The sequence below is a fragment of the Paenibacillus sp. FSL E2-0201 genome, from assembly GCF_037963325.1.
Classification (GTDB): domain Bacteria; phylum Bacillota; class Bacilli; order Paenibacillales; family Paenibacillaceae; genus Paenibacillus_AQ.
This window is the reverse complement of record NZ_CP150154.1, coordinates 4,768,527-4,783,109: the sequence shown is the minus strand read 5'-3', so window position 1 is coordinate 4,783,109 and position 14,583 is coordinate 4,768,527. Positions and strand designations below refer to the sequence as shown.

Genomic DNA, 14,583 nt, shown 5'->3' with positions numbered 1-14,583 from the left:
TATCTTAGATTAATTTATTGCCCCTCTTACTTAATTGTCCGCTTTCATCTCCAATAACAAAGCTACTAATCTGTATGTCCTATATTTTGTAGCGGCCCCAATAGCTTAAAGTACTTCTGGATACAATTTATGGTATAATTTAGAAGATTTGTTGAGGAGAAGCAATGAGTAATAAAGGCGCTCCGAAGAGAGTTTTTGGAGGTAACTATATGACCTTATCTAAAGCACTCAAATTTTTGATTCTTAATTGTATTTTAATCGTCATTATTTATTCTCTGCAGTATGTATTTAACTTTCTTACTTATGATATAAACGGGCCAATGACATGGATGATGAGCCATTCAGAGAGATTAGCTAACAATACAGATTTTATAAGTGCATTTTCTTGGTATCTTGTTCAATTTTTGATTACCTGCTTGCTCATTCATTATTTCTTACGGAAGGGAATAAAGGAAGTCGGTTTTAGTACATTAAATCTGCAGCTTAGCATGAAGTACATCAAGTATTTTATATTGATATTTCCTTTCGTTGTCGTTATATGCTGTGCACTAATTTATTCAACTCTTGGTCTTCAACCTTTAATTGAACAATATGAAGGTAGAAATGTAATATATGCTGTAAAAGATATTATGATATTTGGTACATTACCTGGATTAAGTGAGGAACCATTCTTTCGGATTTTCGTTATTCAATTTTTTCTGTTGTTTTGGTTCAAACGTTTTAACTCTCTGAGTCCAAATGGTATAAACATGATGGTCTTTTTGTCTTCTTTTTATTTTATGCTAGGACACATCTTTATAAATTGGTCTCCCTTTTATTTGAAATACGATGTGATTCAGCTGATAACTGCCTTTATTCTAGGAATTTATTATACGGTCACTTATTTGAAAACAAAAAGTATTCTAGCCTCTATTGTATGCCACAGCTATTCCGATTTTATCATTTACCTTATGGGATATCTTTTATATTTTTATAATCGTTAAATCTTGTTCATTAATAAATAGAATTTCCTCGCTTAAGTAAGTCGTCCGAACATTATTCTTAGGGCTGCTCTATTAAGTGAATAATAATTACTCTCAAACAGGACAAACCCCTCGCTAGTGTTTTTTGGCATATCATTGGGTAATACTAACAATGGCACATTCCGCATAAGGAGGTTACAGAAATGAGATTGAAGAAGGCCAACAGCCTATTCGACTAATTTATAAAAAAGTCCCCATATTTGCTGCAGCACGCCTACAACCCCGCGGACTGGTATCCATGGGGAGAGGAGGCTTTTGCCAAGGCGCAGGCTGAGAACAAGCCGATCTTCTTATCCATTGGCTATTCGACATGTCAGTGATGGCACGAGTCTATCACAGGACATTCTTGATATGGGTCTCTACAATCAGTCTGTTCACTCCGCCGGTTAGTAGGAAGTGCCACTAAAAAACTATAGATCCAGGTAAAGAAACTTCTTCGTTTAAATGGTTGTGTGTACTTCCATTTTTACCTGAGAAGTTTTTTTGCGCTTGAAGAGATTGAGCCAGATCATGCTGAAAGAGACGGTCCGTTCGCGTAGCGTCCGCATAGAACGATCAGTCCCTGAGATTATCGCATCTATAGATTTAGAGAATCCGAGACAACTTACGATACGCACGTGGAGATATCCCCTCATTCGCCGAAAATACTCTACTGAAATAATGAATATCGGGATAACCGACCTGCTCGCCTACCCTTTCAATCGGCCAATCTGTTTCTCGCAACAGTTTACGAGCTTCCCTATGCCGGATCGAACGGAGGTATTCTCCGGGGGGCATACCGGCGACCTCACGAAAGAGCTTGGCAAAATGGTCTTCATGCATATTCATGGCCGCAGCCATAGATTTGTTGGTCCAGCGTTCTGCTAACCGCTCTTCTATCTCCTCTATTAATGCTCTGATCCGTTCGGTGTGAACAGAAGATTTAGCTGCATCTCGGGAGTTTTGCGATCGGAGCAGCGAAGTCAGAATTCCAAGCAGCAGCCCTCGACAGACCCACTCATAACCGGCAGGCCGCATGGTGAATTCATGAACGAGTTGTTCCATGGCATGAACACATTCGGGAGGTGGGGAGTAGATCGGTTCTTGTGACAATGGCATGAAAGGAGCGGTTACGGCTTCAAAAGCGAATTTATCGTCCATTACTTCATCCTCTTTCACTACCATATCTTCTTCATGTGTAATAATGGATTCCCCAAAGAAATCAAAATGGATTCCAATAAGCTTGGTATCTGAATCTGACAGAATAGCATTCTGATGATATACCCCGGATGAGAGGAATATTAGCTGCCCAGCGTGCAGTATATATTCCTCCGTATCCATCTTTGTTAATAATTTGCCCTGGCGAACATATAGTAGCTCGAAGTCATATAGTCTTCTTCTTGGAAAGGTACAAGTGGGAAGTGTCTGCAATTGTGCATAGTGAATTCCGGGTGACCAATCACGAGAGGGTACCTGCTTTCTCAATGGATAAGACGGATCTTTGTCAGACATGGCACTGCCTCCTGAATGTTTAATAGATTAGACCGGAATAATGCAAAAAGTCTCTTCTTCGCCTAAATAAATCGAACTTATAATCTATTATAATATAATTAAATAAAGGATACAAAGTGTATCTAAGTCTATAAAAGTCTATAACGTCGAAAACGGAAAAGAACAAATATGAGGAGGGTCCAAATGAAAAAGGGAATCAACATCTGGTCGTTTCGAGAGGGAACAGAAATTAAAGAATGCGTACGTCTGGCCAAAGCGGCTGGATTTGAGGGTATCGAACTGTCATTAAATGAGACAGGTGAACTTGGCTTGCAAACCACTGAGAAGGAAGCACGTATCCTTCGTGATTCTATTAATGAAACGGGTCTAGAGATTGCGGGACTGGCAACTGGGCTGTATTGGTCTTATGCGATGACAAGTGAATCTGAAGCTAATCGAACTAAGGCAATCGACGTATGTAAAAAGCAACTGGAGCTCGCGGCTGCGCTTGGTGTAGATACGATTCTTGTCATCCCTGGCGCTGTTGGTGTGGATTTTATCGAGGGCTGTGAGGTTGTTGATTATGAAAAAGCTTATGATAGAGCACTGGAAGCGATTAGTCATTTAGCCAAGGATGCTGAGCAAGCAGGCGTTTCCATTGGACTTGAGAATGTATGGAATAAATTCTTGCTGTCTCCGCTTGAATTACGTACTTTTATTGATACGGTGGGTTCCAGTTATGTAGGTTCCTATCTTGATGTTGGGAATATCGTCCATTCCGGTTATCCAGAGCAGTGGATACGGATTCTAGGTCACAGAATTAAAAAGGTGCACTTCAAAGATTACCGTCGTACGGCTGGCGGGCTTCACGGATTCGTTGATTTGCTCGCTGGGGATGTGGATTATCCGGCAGTCATGAAAGCGCTTGATGAAATTGGATACAACAATTATGTTACAGGTGAAATGATACCGTCGTACACACATTATACAGAGCAAATTATTTTTAATACTTCCGCAGCTATGGATGCCATCCTTGGACGCACCGCATTCAAAGCTTAGAGTAGGGAAGGAAAAGTAATATTTAGAGTCGGACTGGTAGGCTTGGTTTCTTGGGCCGAATGAACTTTGATAATTAGAGCAAGGGTACCATATATTTTGTGAGAAACCGATGGCCAGACACTCTGCCGAGGCTTGGAAAATGGTAGAGGCGGCGCGGTCAATGCACAGGCAGATTGGACACTGGAAGGTGCTTGGATAGCACTTGATTGATTATTTTTCATTTAGCGGGGGAGGATTCACTATGTTAAGAATAGGTTTGATTGGCTTTGGATTTATGGGACGGATGCATTTTGATAATTATGTTCGCTTAATGGAAGAGGGGCATCCCATCGCCCTTAAAGCCATTTGTGATTTGCGAATTGAGGAACTAAAAGACGGTAAAGCGGACGGCAATATGAGTACCGCTCAAGAAGTGTATGATCTAACAGCTTACAATCTCTATGATGATCTGGAGAAAATGATTGCGGGTGAGGAACTGGATATGATCGATATTGCAGTTCCTACTTACCTGCATGCTGAAATGGCTTGTTCGCTGCTAGAACGTGGATATCATGTCTTCTGTGAGAAGCCGATGGCTAGAACTTCAGTAGAAGCGCAGAAAATGGTAGAAATCGCGGAGCGCAGTGGAAAGAAGCTGATGATCGGACAGTGCCTTCGTTTTTGGCCAGGGTATGAATATTTGAAAGAAGTTGTGGAAACTGAGCAATTTGGTAAAGTAACGGAAGGGTATTTCTACCGTGGTTCAGGAGCTCCTAAAGATTGGTTTCTGGATGAGAAGCTAAGCGGCGGAGCTATCCTGGATATGCATATTCACGATACGGATATGATTAATTATCTATTCGGCAGACCGGATAAAGTATCGACTTTAGGAAGGAATGTTCTCCCAGAAAGTGGATACGATATTGTTTCTACACACTATTTTTATAAGGATGCAAAGGTGATCAATGCTCAGGTGGACTGGACGCTGGAGGGCGACTTTGGTTTCTACATGGGGTACAGGGTTAACTTCGAACGAGGAAATGTTGTATTTGATGGTAGTGGAGTCAAGCTGAATCCCAATGATGGAGCAGGCTTTACGGTAGAGCTTTCCCCGGATGCGGGTTACTACAGAGAGTTGGTTTACTTCCTGGATGCGATTATTCAAGAGAAGCCTATTGTTATATGTACGCCGGAGAGTGCAGCAGAATCTGTGGAGATCATAGAGGCGGAAGTACAGTCAGCGAATGCCGAAGGGGAATGGATTGCACTTAACTAACAGGATATAGAACATGGATAGGCGTGCCTGGAGGATAGATCATTGTAGATGATTCCTCCAGGCACGTCTTTTTGGCCTGTATTTTCGTCTATCCTTATTTGCGCTGGAATTTTGTATTGTCCCTAGCATAGTGCGATACGGAGCCGTCATATCTTCTTAAACGTACCTGTTCATCGGAGAACTGTTCCACAATTCCTGAGGCTACCTCTGAATACATTCCATCAGGGTCAAGCTGTAGAGCAGAAATATAAGTTTGGGATAAAGCGGCTATAAAAAAATCAATATTTTTATTAAGTGTATGTGGCATGGTATTCCCTCCGGTGATATCTTCAACATGTATGAATATATAATCCTAAGGAACTATTTTACCACGTTTTGCTGATGATTTTGAGGAGGAATTACTTGGTTTTGGTCAAAAATATGCGAAATTTGGTTGTAATTATATATATTATCCGAAGATCATCCGTGGGCAGGTAGCGAAGTTGTTTCGCTGTCTACCCTTTTTTTTACATTCTGGTTTGAAAAGAATCCTGCGGACGGATATGATTTGTGTAATGAAAGGATGATCGCCAAATGACAGAACAGATTCAAAGAGCCAAGGAGTTATACACACGATTTCTGGGTCATTTTTTAAATATGCATAAGGCAGGTTTGCTTAAAGAGTATAAGAGTTTTGAAATTCCTAGAGAACAAGAATTAGAATGGCTGAATGAATTAGCCTTGGAGTACGCCGAGCAGTTGTCGATCCGGGATTGGGATGCGATTACTGCACTAGACGCTTTATCGAGAAACTATCAAGACAGCTGGATTGTGGAGAAGGTATCTTCCTTTGCCTTGCGGAATATGATGAGTGCGGACAGTTTGGTTAGATTAATCTACGCAGAGAAACTGGTTGAAATCATTGGCTCTCATAAACAAGTGATCTCAAAAGAACTGTTATTTGAGGCCTGTAAGGCTGCCGTGCAAATCCTCGAAAATGTAATTTCTCAGCCGCTGGTCATTGACCCTGGACATGATCTTAAGGCGCTTGGTCTTAAAGATAAAAGAGCTTTGAACAGTCGTGCAGAGCAAAGTATGGAACAGGTGAAGGTACTGATTAATTAACCGTTGGAGGGGAAATATGAGATTACTCGTAGCGCAACCCAATCACGAACCCCATTTGGAGCATTTGCTCAAAGAAATGAGCAGGCAGGATTCTTTTGACGCGGTGTTGTATCCGGAAGGTTATGTAGCAGATGAGGTCAGTGTGAAGACTTTATGTGAACTCGCCAAAACATATAAGAAGCTGATCATTACAGGATATAGGAACAGCAATAACAAGGATAGAGCGCTGATGATTCATCCTTCGGGGGATATCATTTTGGAACGAGCGAAATCACCGATGGATGAACAGCTGTATCGCCCTTCAGTTGCGGAAGCGGATAGTCTCCGTATTGGTTATTTGCTGTGTGTTGAGCTGCTGCAGGGATACATAGGTTTGGAAGGACAAGCAGAGTCGTTAGATTTCATCGCGCATCCGATTGGGGTGGGCATGTTTAGCGAAGAACAGTTTACATTATGGATCGAGGAAGCCACTAGGATTGCCATTAAATATAACACGATGATCATTGGGACAAGCCATGCTGACGGATCTTACCGAAATTGCGGAATTTCGATTCCCATCTCTTATTGGATCAATTCTACTGGAGAACCTATTTATATTTCGAGCAATGATACGAGAAGTCGCATTCTTAATCTCGAGACAAAGCAGGTTGATGTTCTAGATTAAGGAGCGGCTGAAGTTGACATACTGTTGTCAAATTGGGTGTGCTACGATTTCATAACAGATTGACTCTGAAGATCTATAGAAGAAAATGAGGGATATTCAATGGCTGAACCTTTAAAAGCGATGTACAATGAACAATTTCTGCATAATTTCGGCGAAAAGATTCGCAGTGTATATAGTGTTTTCGACACGGATGCATTTGTAATTTCGGCTATGTCGGAACCCTGGGATGCGCTCGAACTGAAGGCAAGGATGCGACGGATTACGGAGACACTGGGAAGTCATTTACAGCTTCCCTATGAGGAAGCACTGGCGATATTGTTCGCCATTACTGAGGATTGTGTAGGATTTCCATACTTGATCTTTCCGGATTTTGTAGAGGTATTCGGGCAAGGAGCTGAACATTGGGAGTTGTCCATGCAGGCGCTGGAAAGGTTCACATCGAAATCGTCGGCAGAATTTGCGGTTAGACCGTTTCTCATTCGTGAACCGGAGCGGATGATGGCGCAAATGCTAGTATGGTCGAAGCATCCTGATGAGCATGTTCGCCGGTTAGCAAGTGAGGGTTGTCGCCCTCGTCTACCATGGGGACAGGCGCTCCCGATGTTTAAGCTTGATCCAGCCCCTGTGCTGCCTGTACTTGAGCAACTGAAGACAGACTCCTCCCTATATGTGCGCAAGAGCGTGGCCAACAATTTGAACGATATTGCGAAGGATCACCCAGAAGTGGTACTTGAGACCGCACGCCGCTGGATAGGTACAGATCCCCTCACAGACTGGATTGTGCGGCATGGTTGTCGTTCTTTAATCCGTAAAGCTAATCCGGAGATCATGGCTTTATTTGGATATGCGGAGCAAGCAGACGAAGCAACACCACTCATAACGAGTGCTTCTATCACGATTGATCCTTCCATCCTGCGGATTGGAGAAAGCTCCGAATTACAATACGAGCTTCAAGTTTGTGAAGGAACTCCTTCCCGTGTTCGAATAGAATATGGCATCTATTTCGTGAAGGCTACAGGTCGAACCTCTCGTAAATCTTTCTTACTATCAGATAAAACAGTACCTGGGGGTACAATTCTGTCTGGCAAACGGACGCATCGCTGGGCGGATTTAACCACTCGCCGTCATTATCCCGGGGAACATCAGATAGTGTTGTTGGTTAACGGGCGGGAAGTAGCAAATACGGTGCTGAAACTTGAGGGGGATGAGTAAATGAAAAAAGAAGTATTGATTTTTATTTCTGATGGATATGCCGATTGGGAAGCTGGCTATATAAGTGCCGAACTAAACAAGCCAGAAAGTGAATACAAAGTTAGGACAGTTTCTTTAAATGGCGAGAATGTACACTCTATGGGCGGATTTACTGTTGTACCTGACTATACTATTGATAGTTTACCCGCCCAGTTTGAAATGTTAATTTTAATTGGGGGGACAGGCTGGCAAGATAATTCTGCGATTATTCCAGTTGTAGAACAATGTATACAAGATAGGACACCTTTAGCTGCTATATGTGACGCAACCACTTTTTTAGCAGAACATGGTTATTTAGATCACATTCCTCATACTGGAAATTCATTGGATTACTTAAAAGAGTACGCTCCAAATTATAAAGGACATGCGAATTTTATAGAAAAACAGACCGTTTCGAGTGATGATATCATTACTGCTAATGGCACGGCTGCATTGGAATTTACAAGGGAAATCTTGAAGAAGTTAAAGGTTATGCCGGTAGAAAAAGTCGATGGATGGTATACTTTTTTCAAAAATGGATTTTATCAGGAATAATGAAGGCATGAAAAAAAGGTGTTCTCAGGTCATATTGATATGCTCCCCATATAGTAGACAGGCGAAATAATAAAAACCTGCTGCTGTATGGGGAGTATTTTTATGGAACAAAAGAAGTATACGGCACTCGAAAAATTAACGGTTCTCCAAGAAATTGAACGGGGCGACATTGGTTTGAAAGCTGCGGCCCGAAAGTATGGATTATCCAAAAACTCTATAGTGAAGTGGCGGCAACGTTATCAATTGTATGGGTACGAAGGGCTGGAAGTTCGAAGCCACAACCGTACGTATTCCGCAGAACTTAAACTCCATGCCGTTAAGGATTATCTCGAGGGAGGATTGTCACAAAACCAAATCATCTGCAAGTATAAGATTGCAAGTTCAACCCAACTCGCTAACTGGATTAGGAAGTATAATGGTCATAGCAACAGCTTAACAGCTCATTCAGGAGGATCTAAAGCTATGACCAAAGGACGCGTAACCACTTGGCAGGAACGGATAGATATCGTGCTGTACTGCCTTTCGAACGGAGAAGACTACACGAAGGCGGCAAGCCATTTCCACGTGTCTTACCAACAAATATATAGCTGGGTAAAGAAGTACGAAGCAGGCGGTGAAGAGGCGTTACGTGACGGCAGAGGACGTACTAAAGCGCCCGAAGAACTTACGGAAGCAGCTCGCCACAAACTCGCGATGCAAAAGCTGGAGTACGAGAATGCACGCCTGCGTGCGGAGAATGCTTTTCTAAAAAAGTTAGAGGAACTCGAAAGGAGGAGACGTTAAGAACCATTCGCCAGGAGAACATCTACCTGGCCATTCAAGCCGTTCAACAGGAACAGTCTTGCTCCATTCGACTTATGTGTGACATCGTAGGGATTTCACGGTCAAGTTACTATAAATGGTTGAATCGCAAACCTAGTTCCCGAGAGACCGAAAACGAGAAACTGACAGAGGCTATGCTTCTCTTGTATGAGAAGGTGGAACGAACCTTTGGGTATCGTCAATTGACCCTGCATTTGCGCAGACAAATGAACAAATCTATTAACGCAAAACGAGTATACCGACTCATGAGACGCCAAGGTATCCAGTCTGTCATCCGCAGAAAGAGAAAGAAGTATGTAGGCTCCACGCCTCAGCAGGTCGCGGAGAATGTGCTAAACCGTAATTTTGAGGCGGAAGCTCCAAACCAAAAATGGGTAACGGATGTAACTGAATTCAAATACGGCAAGGGTAAGAAGGCGTATTTAAGTGCAATAAAAGATCTGTATGACAATTCCATTGTTGCTTACGTTCTGGGCCATTCCAATAATAATTCGCTAGTTTTTAACACGCTGGAATTAGCATTACAGGCAGCGCCGGAGAGCCGAACCTTACTCCATAGCGACCGCGGTTTCCAGTATACCTCTCTGCATTTTAAGAAGATGCTGGACGATTCACAACTGAAGCAAAGCATGTCCCGAGTAGGCTGTTGCATTGACAATGGGCCGATGGAATCCTTCTGGGGAACATTGAAATGTGAGAAGTACCACTTACATACCTACCAGACCTTTGAAGAACTCCAAACAGATATTGATACCTACATTCACTTTTACAATAACGAACGGTTGCAGGCAAAATTAAACGGCCTCAGTCCCATTGAATTTAGGACTAAGGCCGCTTAAACTACTTTTATTTTTTGTACTGTCTACTTGACGGGGTGCAGTTCAATATAGACTTGAGAGCACCTTTTGTTTATTTTTTCACTTCAGTAACACCAGTTACTTTTCCTTGATCGGAGGTATCGAAGGTGGATTGATACTTAGCATCTGCGAAGTAAACATTCCCTTCAACCGTTGCATTTACTAAGCTGAAGCCATCCGCTTCTACGTATACATCACCAATAAATGTGCCGCCTTGAATACGAGCGTTTTTACTCTTGATCGTAAGTTTTGGTGCAGTCAGTTTATAGGAGTTAGTGATATTGTGCTCTGCATCTTGTGTGTAGAGAGCAATTTTACGGGCGGGTTCATCTTTATTCGTGAATTGTCCGTCCAGTACGAGATCCTCGGTGAAGGTTAAGTCTTTCAGTGTAGCAGCTATCCAAGTACCGTCTGCACTGATAGCTTTTTTAAAGGCCTCTTCATTGTCCACTACTGAAGCTGAGGTTACAGCATCTGTGGTGTTATTTGGGGTATTAGCGGTACCTTCGTTATTGGCGTTGCCAGGTGTAGTGGTGGCGGTGGGGGTGACGTTGGCATTGTTATTGGTTGAGTTTCCGCATCCGACCAATAGCACAATTGCAAATACTGCGGCTACGCTTGCTATCTTTCTCATCTGTATAACCTCCCTGAGTAATAGTACTGATATCCTTCGAGCTTACTATAGACTGATTAGTTAATATTAATGTGGTGCTTTGCTTGTGGACACAATAATATTTACCGATCATTCTACAAATGGTAATATAGGCCTGGACATCTCTGGCGTATAGTATGAACTGAAAAGTGTAATTTATACGGAGAAATTTGCGAAAAATAACAATCTACTTTCGATGAAGAAGCATTTTGGATTACAATAAGTTAAGGTGAAAAAGGAGCTATACCAATGGCTAAACAGAAGTATTATGTAGTATGGGAAGGCAAGCAACCGGGAGTCTACAGCACTTGGGCAGAATGTCAGGCACAGACCGATCACTATACCGGAGCCAAATATAAATCTTATGAAACTAAAGCAGCGGCTGATGCGGCTTACACAGCAGGTTGGAAAGGCAATTGGGGAACAGGGGCATCTGCATCTGGCGCGGCTAAGTCTAAGGGGACAAGTTCTTTTAAACGTAGCGCATCAGTAGAGACCTCAGCAGAAATTGATTACGACAGCATATCAGTAGATGTAGGAACTCGTGGCAATCCGGGTCCAGTTGAATACAAAGGCGTGGATACACAAACCGGAGATATCATTTTCTCTTGTGGGCCGATTAAAAAAGGAACTAATAATCTAGGTGAATTTTTAGCGATTGTGCATGCCTTGGCGCTGCTGAAGAAAGAGGGAAGTAAGAAGACGGTCTACAGTGACTCTGTGAATGCAATGAAATGGGTAAAGCAGAAAAAGGTTGCGACAACTTTGCCGCGCGATGCTTCAACAGAGGAAATTTGGGTGCTTATTGACCGGGCAGAACGTTGGTTACAAACCAATACGTATGACAATAAAGTGCTGAAATGGCAGACCAAAGAGTGGGGCGAAATCAAGGCAGATTACGGTCGGAAATAGGTGCAGTAAGGTTCTGGGTTTCGGCTTGAGGAGGAGAAACAGGATGTTCGGCAACGATTGGGATGAGATATTACAGGAAGAAATGCAAAAATCTTATTTTCTGGAGCTTATGGCTAATCTGGAAAGTGAATATAAGGATCATACGGTCTATCCGCCAAAAGAATTGCTATTCACGGCGTTAAGGCTTACGCCATATAGTGAGACACGGGTTGTTATTCTGGGTCAGGATCCCTACCATGGTGCGGGACAAGCTCACGGCTTAAGCTTCTCTGTAAATCCGGGCGTGCGTGTACCGCCGTCACTGCGTAATATTTATACGGAGCTAACGGAGGATGTCGGAGTACCGATTCCTAACCATGGGTCCTTACTGAGATGGGCAGAACAGGGAGTGCTTATGCTCAACTCAGTACTAACGGTACGAGAGGGAGAACCGAATTCTCATAAAGGTTTAGGCTGGGAGACATTCACAGACGCTATAATGAAGAAGTTAAATGAAAGAACTACACCGATAGTTTTTATTTTATGGGGAAGTCACTCACAAAAAAAAGGCGCCTTTATAGACCAAAGTCGACATGAGGTTATTCAGTCTCCACACCCGAGTCCGCTCTCTTCCTATCGTGGATTCTTTGGTAGTCGTCCTTTTTCGAAGGTCAATCAGTTTTTGGAGTCGAAGGGAATGAAAGGGATCGATTGGTTCATTTCGGACTTATAGCTAGTGGGATGTTGGGAAGGAGGAGGGGCTATGAAGCATTGGGTAGGTAAACCGGTTATCATGTATTGCGGTGAAGAACCTTACACAATCATGAAGGGCATTCTGCGCAAATGGGATCTTTCTGCTTCTGTAGCGGTTATCGGTCATCAGGAAATTGCCGTGCCGTTCCAGGATATTGTGGTCATCAAGGCTTTGGCTCCTAGAGAAAGAGCGCTGCCTCCAGTCTTGCATTCTGTGGGTTATGTGATGAGGGAACGGCAGCAATTTGATAACGCAGTATATTTTAAATCGGCAGTGAGCGTGTGGAAAGAGGATCGGCTGATTGCTCTGAACACGACCATCGTTTCGCATACAAAGGGTTCAGTTACACTACAGGATGGACAGAACCTTATGAAGGGCAATCACGTCTTTGTAGTTCGTTCTTTACGGGGGTAATTATTTTAGTTCCTCTATTAAGAAAAATAAAAAGGTGCGTCTCCAATTGGAGGCGTACCTTTTTATTTATGTAACTCAGACAGTTCGCATAACGTCTTAGCAAAACGTTATAGCTGTTCATTCTTCAGAGGCTCAGCCTCTTCCTCTCGATCTGCAACAATTATCTCATACACTCGCAGGAAAATAATTTTGGCAATCATATAGACGGGCAGTGCAATTAGCACGCCAATAATACCGTAGAAATCACCGCCTATAAGAACAAGAAGAACAGTAGTTAGTGGATGAACATCTAATGATTTTCCGTAAATGATCGGTGAGAGTACGTTATCTTGGATTTGCTGAGCAATGAATATGACGACCAAAGACCATATTGCCATCGTAGGTGACTCAATGAATCCAACAATAACTACTGGTATTCCCGCAAGGAAAGAACCCACATAAGGAATGAAATTGAGCGGTACAGAAATTACTGCGAGCAGCAGTGAGTAAGGCAGTCCGATGATAAGGAATCCGATATATAACATAATACCGAGTACGACGTTTAGCACCACACGTGTGACAATGAAGCTGCTCAGTGCGCTGTCGATATCCCCGAACATCTCTTTGCCTTCCTTACGGTATTTTTTCGGGATCAGACTCTGTAATTTAGGGGATAGCTTATAGTCATCTTTCAGCATGTAGTACAGAATGATGGGCAAGGTAGCGATTAGAATAACAATACTGGAAACTACGCCGATCAAATTGGACATCGAATTGGTCACCCAAGTAATAGCATCGCTTAGATATTCTGATATACGGGCAGCTATGTCAGAGTCTCCTTGGAAAAAACGTGACAATGACGGATTGTCCCTTAATGCATTGAACTGATCTTGTAATCCCTGAACGAGATAAGGGGTGTTATCAATAAAGTTCTGAATTTGTTCTTGCAGCGTCGGCCAGACTAGAACCCAGAAGAGAATGAACAATCCCGCAAATAGGAAATAAATGAGCAGGATGGAGAGTGTGCGGTTTAATTTTCTTTTTTCAAGAAGCCTTACTAACGGCCGTAACAGGTAGTACATGAAACCTGATAGTACCATGGGAACGAGTAATAATCTGAAAATGGCAGCCAGTGGTGCGAATAGAAACATTACTTTAGAGCCTAAGTACAAAATAAGTAAAAAAGCGATAATAGCAAGACTTGTCCGAAAATACTTCTGTTGTTGCAATAGAAACATCCCCCAGTTTCAAAATAATAATCTATGTAGTTTAATAACCCTAATTCACATGTCTTGATTCAAAAGAGTGGATACTCTCCGGTCGGTAGTTCTTGGCATATCCGTGGAGGATGACCATTAGACTAAGGCTACGCCAAGTAAGAGGTTCACAATTTATAACCATAACATCATCATTTCAATCACTTAGGGGCTTCGTAGATCATCTTGATTTCCGTCTAGAGGATTTTCTCGTGGATAGGGTGAATATTTCTGGCACTATAACCTCTCCTCCGCTTTCCTTTGTAACCTGTCTTGCCTTGACGAGAGATAAAAAAGCAAAAAATTCCCCTAAAGTGGCCAGAGCGGCAGCGATGATTTCATAATCTTCAGCGCTTAATTCTGCAGTTTCTTCCTGATTTACGTTCCCATTGTTATTTCCATTGCTTTTAGCATTGCTGCTACTGCCCGTTTTTTTGTTATTTCTTCCGTTGGCCATTTCTGATCACCCGCTTTTCCCTATATGTAATATTAATATGATTTAAAGACCGTTAAGGAGATAGGCGACTGGTATCTAATTTTCTGAGGGGGCTGTCCAACCTTGAAGATAAGCTGAGATCATTCCATTTATTACATTTTGT

General features: G+C 42.5%; 16 protein-coding genes and 2 pseudogenes. 13 read left to right on the top strand and 5 right to left on the bottom strand.

Annotated features, from left to right (window positions below):
* The first annotated feature begins 164 nt into the window (after nucleotides 1–164).
* Both NSU15_RS21825 and NSU15_RS21820 read left to right on the top strand, forming a co-directional pair.
* Nucleotides 165–983, top strand: coding sequence for a CPBP family intramembrane glutamic endopeptidase (locus NSU15_RS21825; protein WP_339287502.1), 819 nt, complete (start codon nucleotides 165–167; stop codon nucleotides 981–983).
* 221 nt (nucleotides 984–1,204) lie between these two features.
* Nucleotides 1,205–1,336, top strand: a pseudogene (locus NSU15_RS21820) (DUF255 domain-containing protein); the annotation flags it as partial.
* A gap of 271 nt (nucleotides 1,337–1,607) precedes the next feature.
* Here the strand turns inward: NSU15_RS21820 and NSU15_RS21815 are convergent.
* Nucleotides 1,608–2,513: an AraC family transcriptional regulator gene (locus NSU15_RS21815; RefSeq protein ID WP_042129972.1), complete on the bottom strand. Its 906-nt coding sequence runs from the start codon at nucleotides 2,511–2,513 to the stop codon at nucleotides 1,608–1,610.
* A 183-nt stretch (nucleotides 2,514–2,696) separates the two neighbouring features.
* On the opposite strand from NSU15_RS21815, the gene NSU15_RS21810 reads away from it, so the two are divergent.
* The 3 genes and pseudogenes from NSU15_RS21810 to NSU15_RS21800 all read left to right on the top strand — a co-directional run bounded on the left by NSU15_RS21810 (nucleotide 2,697) and on the right by NSU15_RS21800 (nucleotide 4,806).
* A complete protein-coding gene (locus tag NSU15_RS21810; RefSeq protein WP_042129970.1) occupies nucleotides 2,697–3,551 on the top strand; it encodes a sugar phosphate isomerase/epimerase family protein in 855 nt (284 codons plus the stop codon).
* 85 nt (nucleotides 3,552–3,636) lie between these two features.
* Nucleotides 3,637–3,750 (top strand): annotated as a pseudogene (locus NSU15_RS21805) (Gfo/Idh/MocA family oxidoreductase); the annotation flags it as partial.
* Nucleotides 3,751–3,792: 42 nt separating this feature from the next.
* On the top strand, nucleotides 3,793–4,806 hold the full coding sequence (locus NSU15_RS21800; protein WP_339287501.1) for a Gfo/Idh/MocA family oxidoreductase: 1,014 nt from the start codon (nucleotides 3,793–3,795) through the stop codon (nucleotides 4,804–4,806).
* Nucleotides 4,807–4,900: 94 nt separating this feature from the next.
* On the opposite strand, the gene NSU15_RS21795 is transcribed toward NSU15_RS21800, so the two are convergent.
* Nucleotides 4,901–5,113 (bottom strand): hypothetical protein, encoded by a 213-nt coding sequence (locus NSU15_RS21795; RefSeq protein WP_042129966.1) that lies wholly within the window; start codon nucleotides 5,111–5,113, stop codon nucleotides 4,901–4,903.
* 266 nt (nucleotides 5,114–5,379) lie between these two features.
* Here NSU15_RS21795 and NSU15_RS21790 point away from each other — a divergent pair, with 266 nt between their 5' ends.
* From NSU15_RS21790 to NSU15_RS21770, 5 genes are all read left to right on the top strand, one after another.
* Nucleotides 5,380–5,910 carry a hypothetical protein gene (locus NSU15_RS21790; protein ID WP_076120679.1) on the top strand — a complete coding sequence of 177 codons (531 nt, stop codon included), beginning with the start codon at nucleotides 5,380–5,382 and terminating at the stop codon, nucleotides 5,908–5,910.
* A 16-nt stretch (nucleotides 5,911–5,926) separates the two neighbouring features.
* Complete coding sequence (locus NSU15_RS21785) at nucleotides 5,927–6,574, top strand: hypothetical protein (protein WP_076120678.1); 648 nt, start codon at nucleotides 5,927–5,929, stop codon at nucleotides 6,572–6,574.
* A 99-nt stretch (nucleotides 6,575–6,673) separates the two neighbouring features.
* A complete protein-coding gene (locus NSU15_RS21780; RefSeq protein WP_339287500.1) occupies nucleotides 6,674–7,786 on the top strand; it encodes a hypothetical protein in 1,113 nt (370 codons plus the stop codon).
* Nucleotides 7,787–8,359 carry a type 1 glutamine amidotransferase family protein gene (locus NSU15_RS21775; protein ID WP_339287499.1) on the top strand — a complete coding sequence of 191 codons (573 nt, stop codon included), beginning with the start codon at nucleotides 7,787–7,789 and terminating at the stop codon, nucleotides 8,357–8,359. It abuts the gene before it with no gap.
* 102 nt (nucleotides 8,360–8,461) lie between these two features.
* A protein-coding gene (locus tag NSU15_RS21770; protein WP_339287498.1) for an IS3 family transposase occupies nucleotides 8,462–10,020 on the top strand; the annotation gives its coding sequence in 2 pieces (ribosomal slippage) (nucleotides 8,462–9,095 and nucleotides 9,095–10,020; 1,560 coding nt in all).
* A 70-nt stretch (nucleotides 10,021–10,090) separates the two neighbouring features.
* Here the strand turns inward: NSU15_RS21770 and NSU15_RS21765 are convergent.
* The gene (locus NSU15_RS21765; RefSeq protein ID WP_076120675.1) at nucleotides 10,091–10,672 is read right to left on the bottom strand and encodes a hypothetical protein; all 582 of its coding nucleotides are present in this window, start codon (nucleotides 10,670–10,672) and stop codon (nucleotides 10,091–10,093) included.
* Nucleotides 10,673–10,939: 267 nt separating this feature from the next.
* Here NSU15_RS21765 and NSU15_RS21760 point away from each other — a divergent pair, with 267 nt between their 5' ends.
* The 3 genes from NSU15_RS21760 to NSU15_RS21750 are packed head-to-tail and all read left to right on the top strand — an operon-like array spanning nucleotide 10,940 to nucleotide 12,749.
* The gene (locus NSU15_RS21760) at nucleotides 10,940–11,602 is read left to right on the top strand and encodes a ribonuclease H family protein (protein WP_076120674.1); all 663 of its coding nucleotides are present in this window, start codon (nucleotides 10,940–10,942) and stop codon (nucleotides 11,600–11,602) included.
* A 43-nt stretch (nucleotides 11,603–11,645) separates the two neighbouring features.
* Nucleotides 11,646–12,314 carry a uracil-DNA glycosylase gene (locus tag NSU15_RS21755; protein WP_076120673.1) on the top strand — a complete coding sequence of 223 codons (669 nt, stop codon included), beginning with the start codon at nucleotides 11,646–11,648 and terminating at the stop codon, nucleotides 12,312–12,314.
* A 30-nt stretch (nucleotides 12,315–12,344) separates the two neighbouring features.
* Nucleotides 12,345–12,749 carry a hypothetical protein gene (locus NSU15_RS21750; protein WP_076120672.1) on the top strand — a complete coding sequence of 135 codons (405 nt, stop codon included), beginning with the start codon at nucleotides 12,345–12,347 and terminating at the stop codon, nucleotides 12,747–12,749.
* A 107-nt stretch (nucleotides 12,750–12,856) separates the two neighbouring features.
* Here the strand turns inward: NSU15_RS21750 and NSU15_RS21745 are convergent, their stop codons facing one another.
* Together NSU15_RS21745 and NSU15_RS21740 are read right to left on the bottom strand one after the other, a co-directional pair.
* A complete protein-coding gene (locus NSU15_RS21745) occupies nucleotides 12,857–13,966 on the bottom strand; it encodes an AI-2E family transporter (RefSeq protein ID WP_339287497.1) in 1,110 nt (369 codons plus the stop codon).
* 199 nt (nucleotides 13,967–14,165) lie between these two features.
* Nucleotides 14,166–14,441 (bottom strand): hypothetical protein, encoded by a 276-nt coding sequence (locus NSU15_RS21740; RefSeq protein ID WP_042129950.1) that lies wholly within the window; start codon nucleotides 14,439–14,441, stop codon nucleotides 14,166–14,168.
* Nucleotides 14,442–14,583: the final 142 nt, after the last annotated feature.

Excerpts from the sequence above, each read along its gene's own strand:
- NSU15_RS21825 (WP_339287502.1), top strand. The coding sequence starts at position 165 with ATGAGTAATAAAGGCGCTCCGAAGAGAGTTTTTGGAGGTAACTATATG.
- NSU15_RS21815 (WP_042129972.1), bottom strand. The coding sequence starts at position 2,513 with ATGTCTGACAAAGATCCGTCTTATCCATTGAGAAAGCAGGTACCCTCT.
- NSU15_RS21810 (WP_042129970.1), top strand. The coding sequence starts at position 2,697 with ATGAAAAAGGGAATCAACATCTGGTCGTTTCGAGAGGGAACAGAAATT.
- NSU15_RS21800 (WP_339287501.1), top strand. The coding sequence starts at position 3,793 with ATGTTAAGAATAGGTTTGATTGGCTTTGGATTTATGGGACGGATGCAT.
- NSU15_RS21795 (WP_042129966.1), bottom strand. The coding sequence starts at position 5,113 with ATGCCACATACACTTAATAAAAATATTGATTTTTTTATAGCCGCTTTA.
- NSU15_RS21790 (WP_076120679.1), top strand. The coding sequence starts at position 5,380 with ATGACAGAACAGATTCAAAGAGCCAAGGAGTTATACACACGATTTCTG.
- NSU15_RS21785 (WP_076120678.1), top strand. The coding sequence starts at position 5,927 with ATGAGATTACTCGTAGCGCAACCCAATCACGAACCCCATTTGGAGCAT.
- NSU15_RS21780 (WP_339287500.1), top strand. The coding sequence starts at position 6,674 with ATGGCTGAACCTTTAAAAGCGATGTACAATGAACAATTTCTGCATAAT.
- NSU15_RS21775 (WP_339287499.1), top strand. The coding sequence starts at position 7,787 with ATGAAAAAAGAAGTATTGATTTTTATTTCTGATGGATATGCCGATTGG.
- NSU15_RS21765 (WP_076120675.1), bottom strand. The coding sequence starts at position 10,672 with ATGAGAAAGATAGCAAGCGTAGCCGCAGTATTTGCAATTGTGCTATTG.
- NSU15_RS21760 (WP_076120674.1), top strand. The coding sequence starts at position 10,940 with ATGGCTAAACAGAAGTATTATGTAGTATGGGAAGGCAAGCAACCGGGA.
- NSU15_RS21755 (WP_076120673.1), top strand. The coding sequence starts at position 11,646 with ATGTTCGGCAACGATTGGGATGAGATATTACAGGAAGAAATGCAAAAA.
- NSU15_RS21750 (WP_076120672.1), top strand. The coding sequence starts at position 12,345 with ATGAAGCATTGGGTAGGTAAACCGGTTATCATGTATTGCGGTGAAGAA.
- NSU15_RS21745 (WP_339287497.1), bottom strand. The coding sequence starts at position 13,966 with ATGTTTCTATTGCAACAACAGAAGTATTTTCGGACAAGTCTTGCTATT.
- NSU15_RS21740 (WP_042129950.1), bottom strand. The coding sequence starts at position 14,441 with ATGGCCAACGGAAGAAATAACAAAAAAACGGGCAGTAGCAGCAATGCT.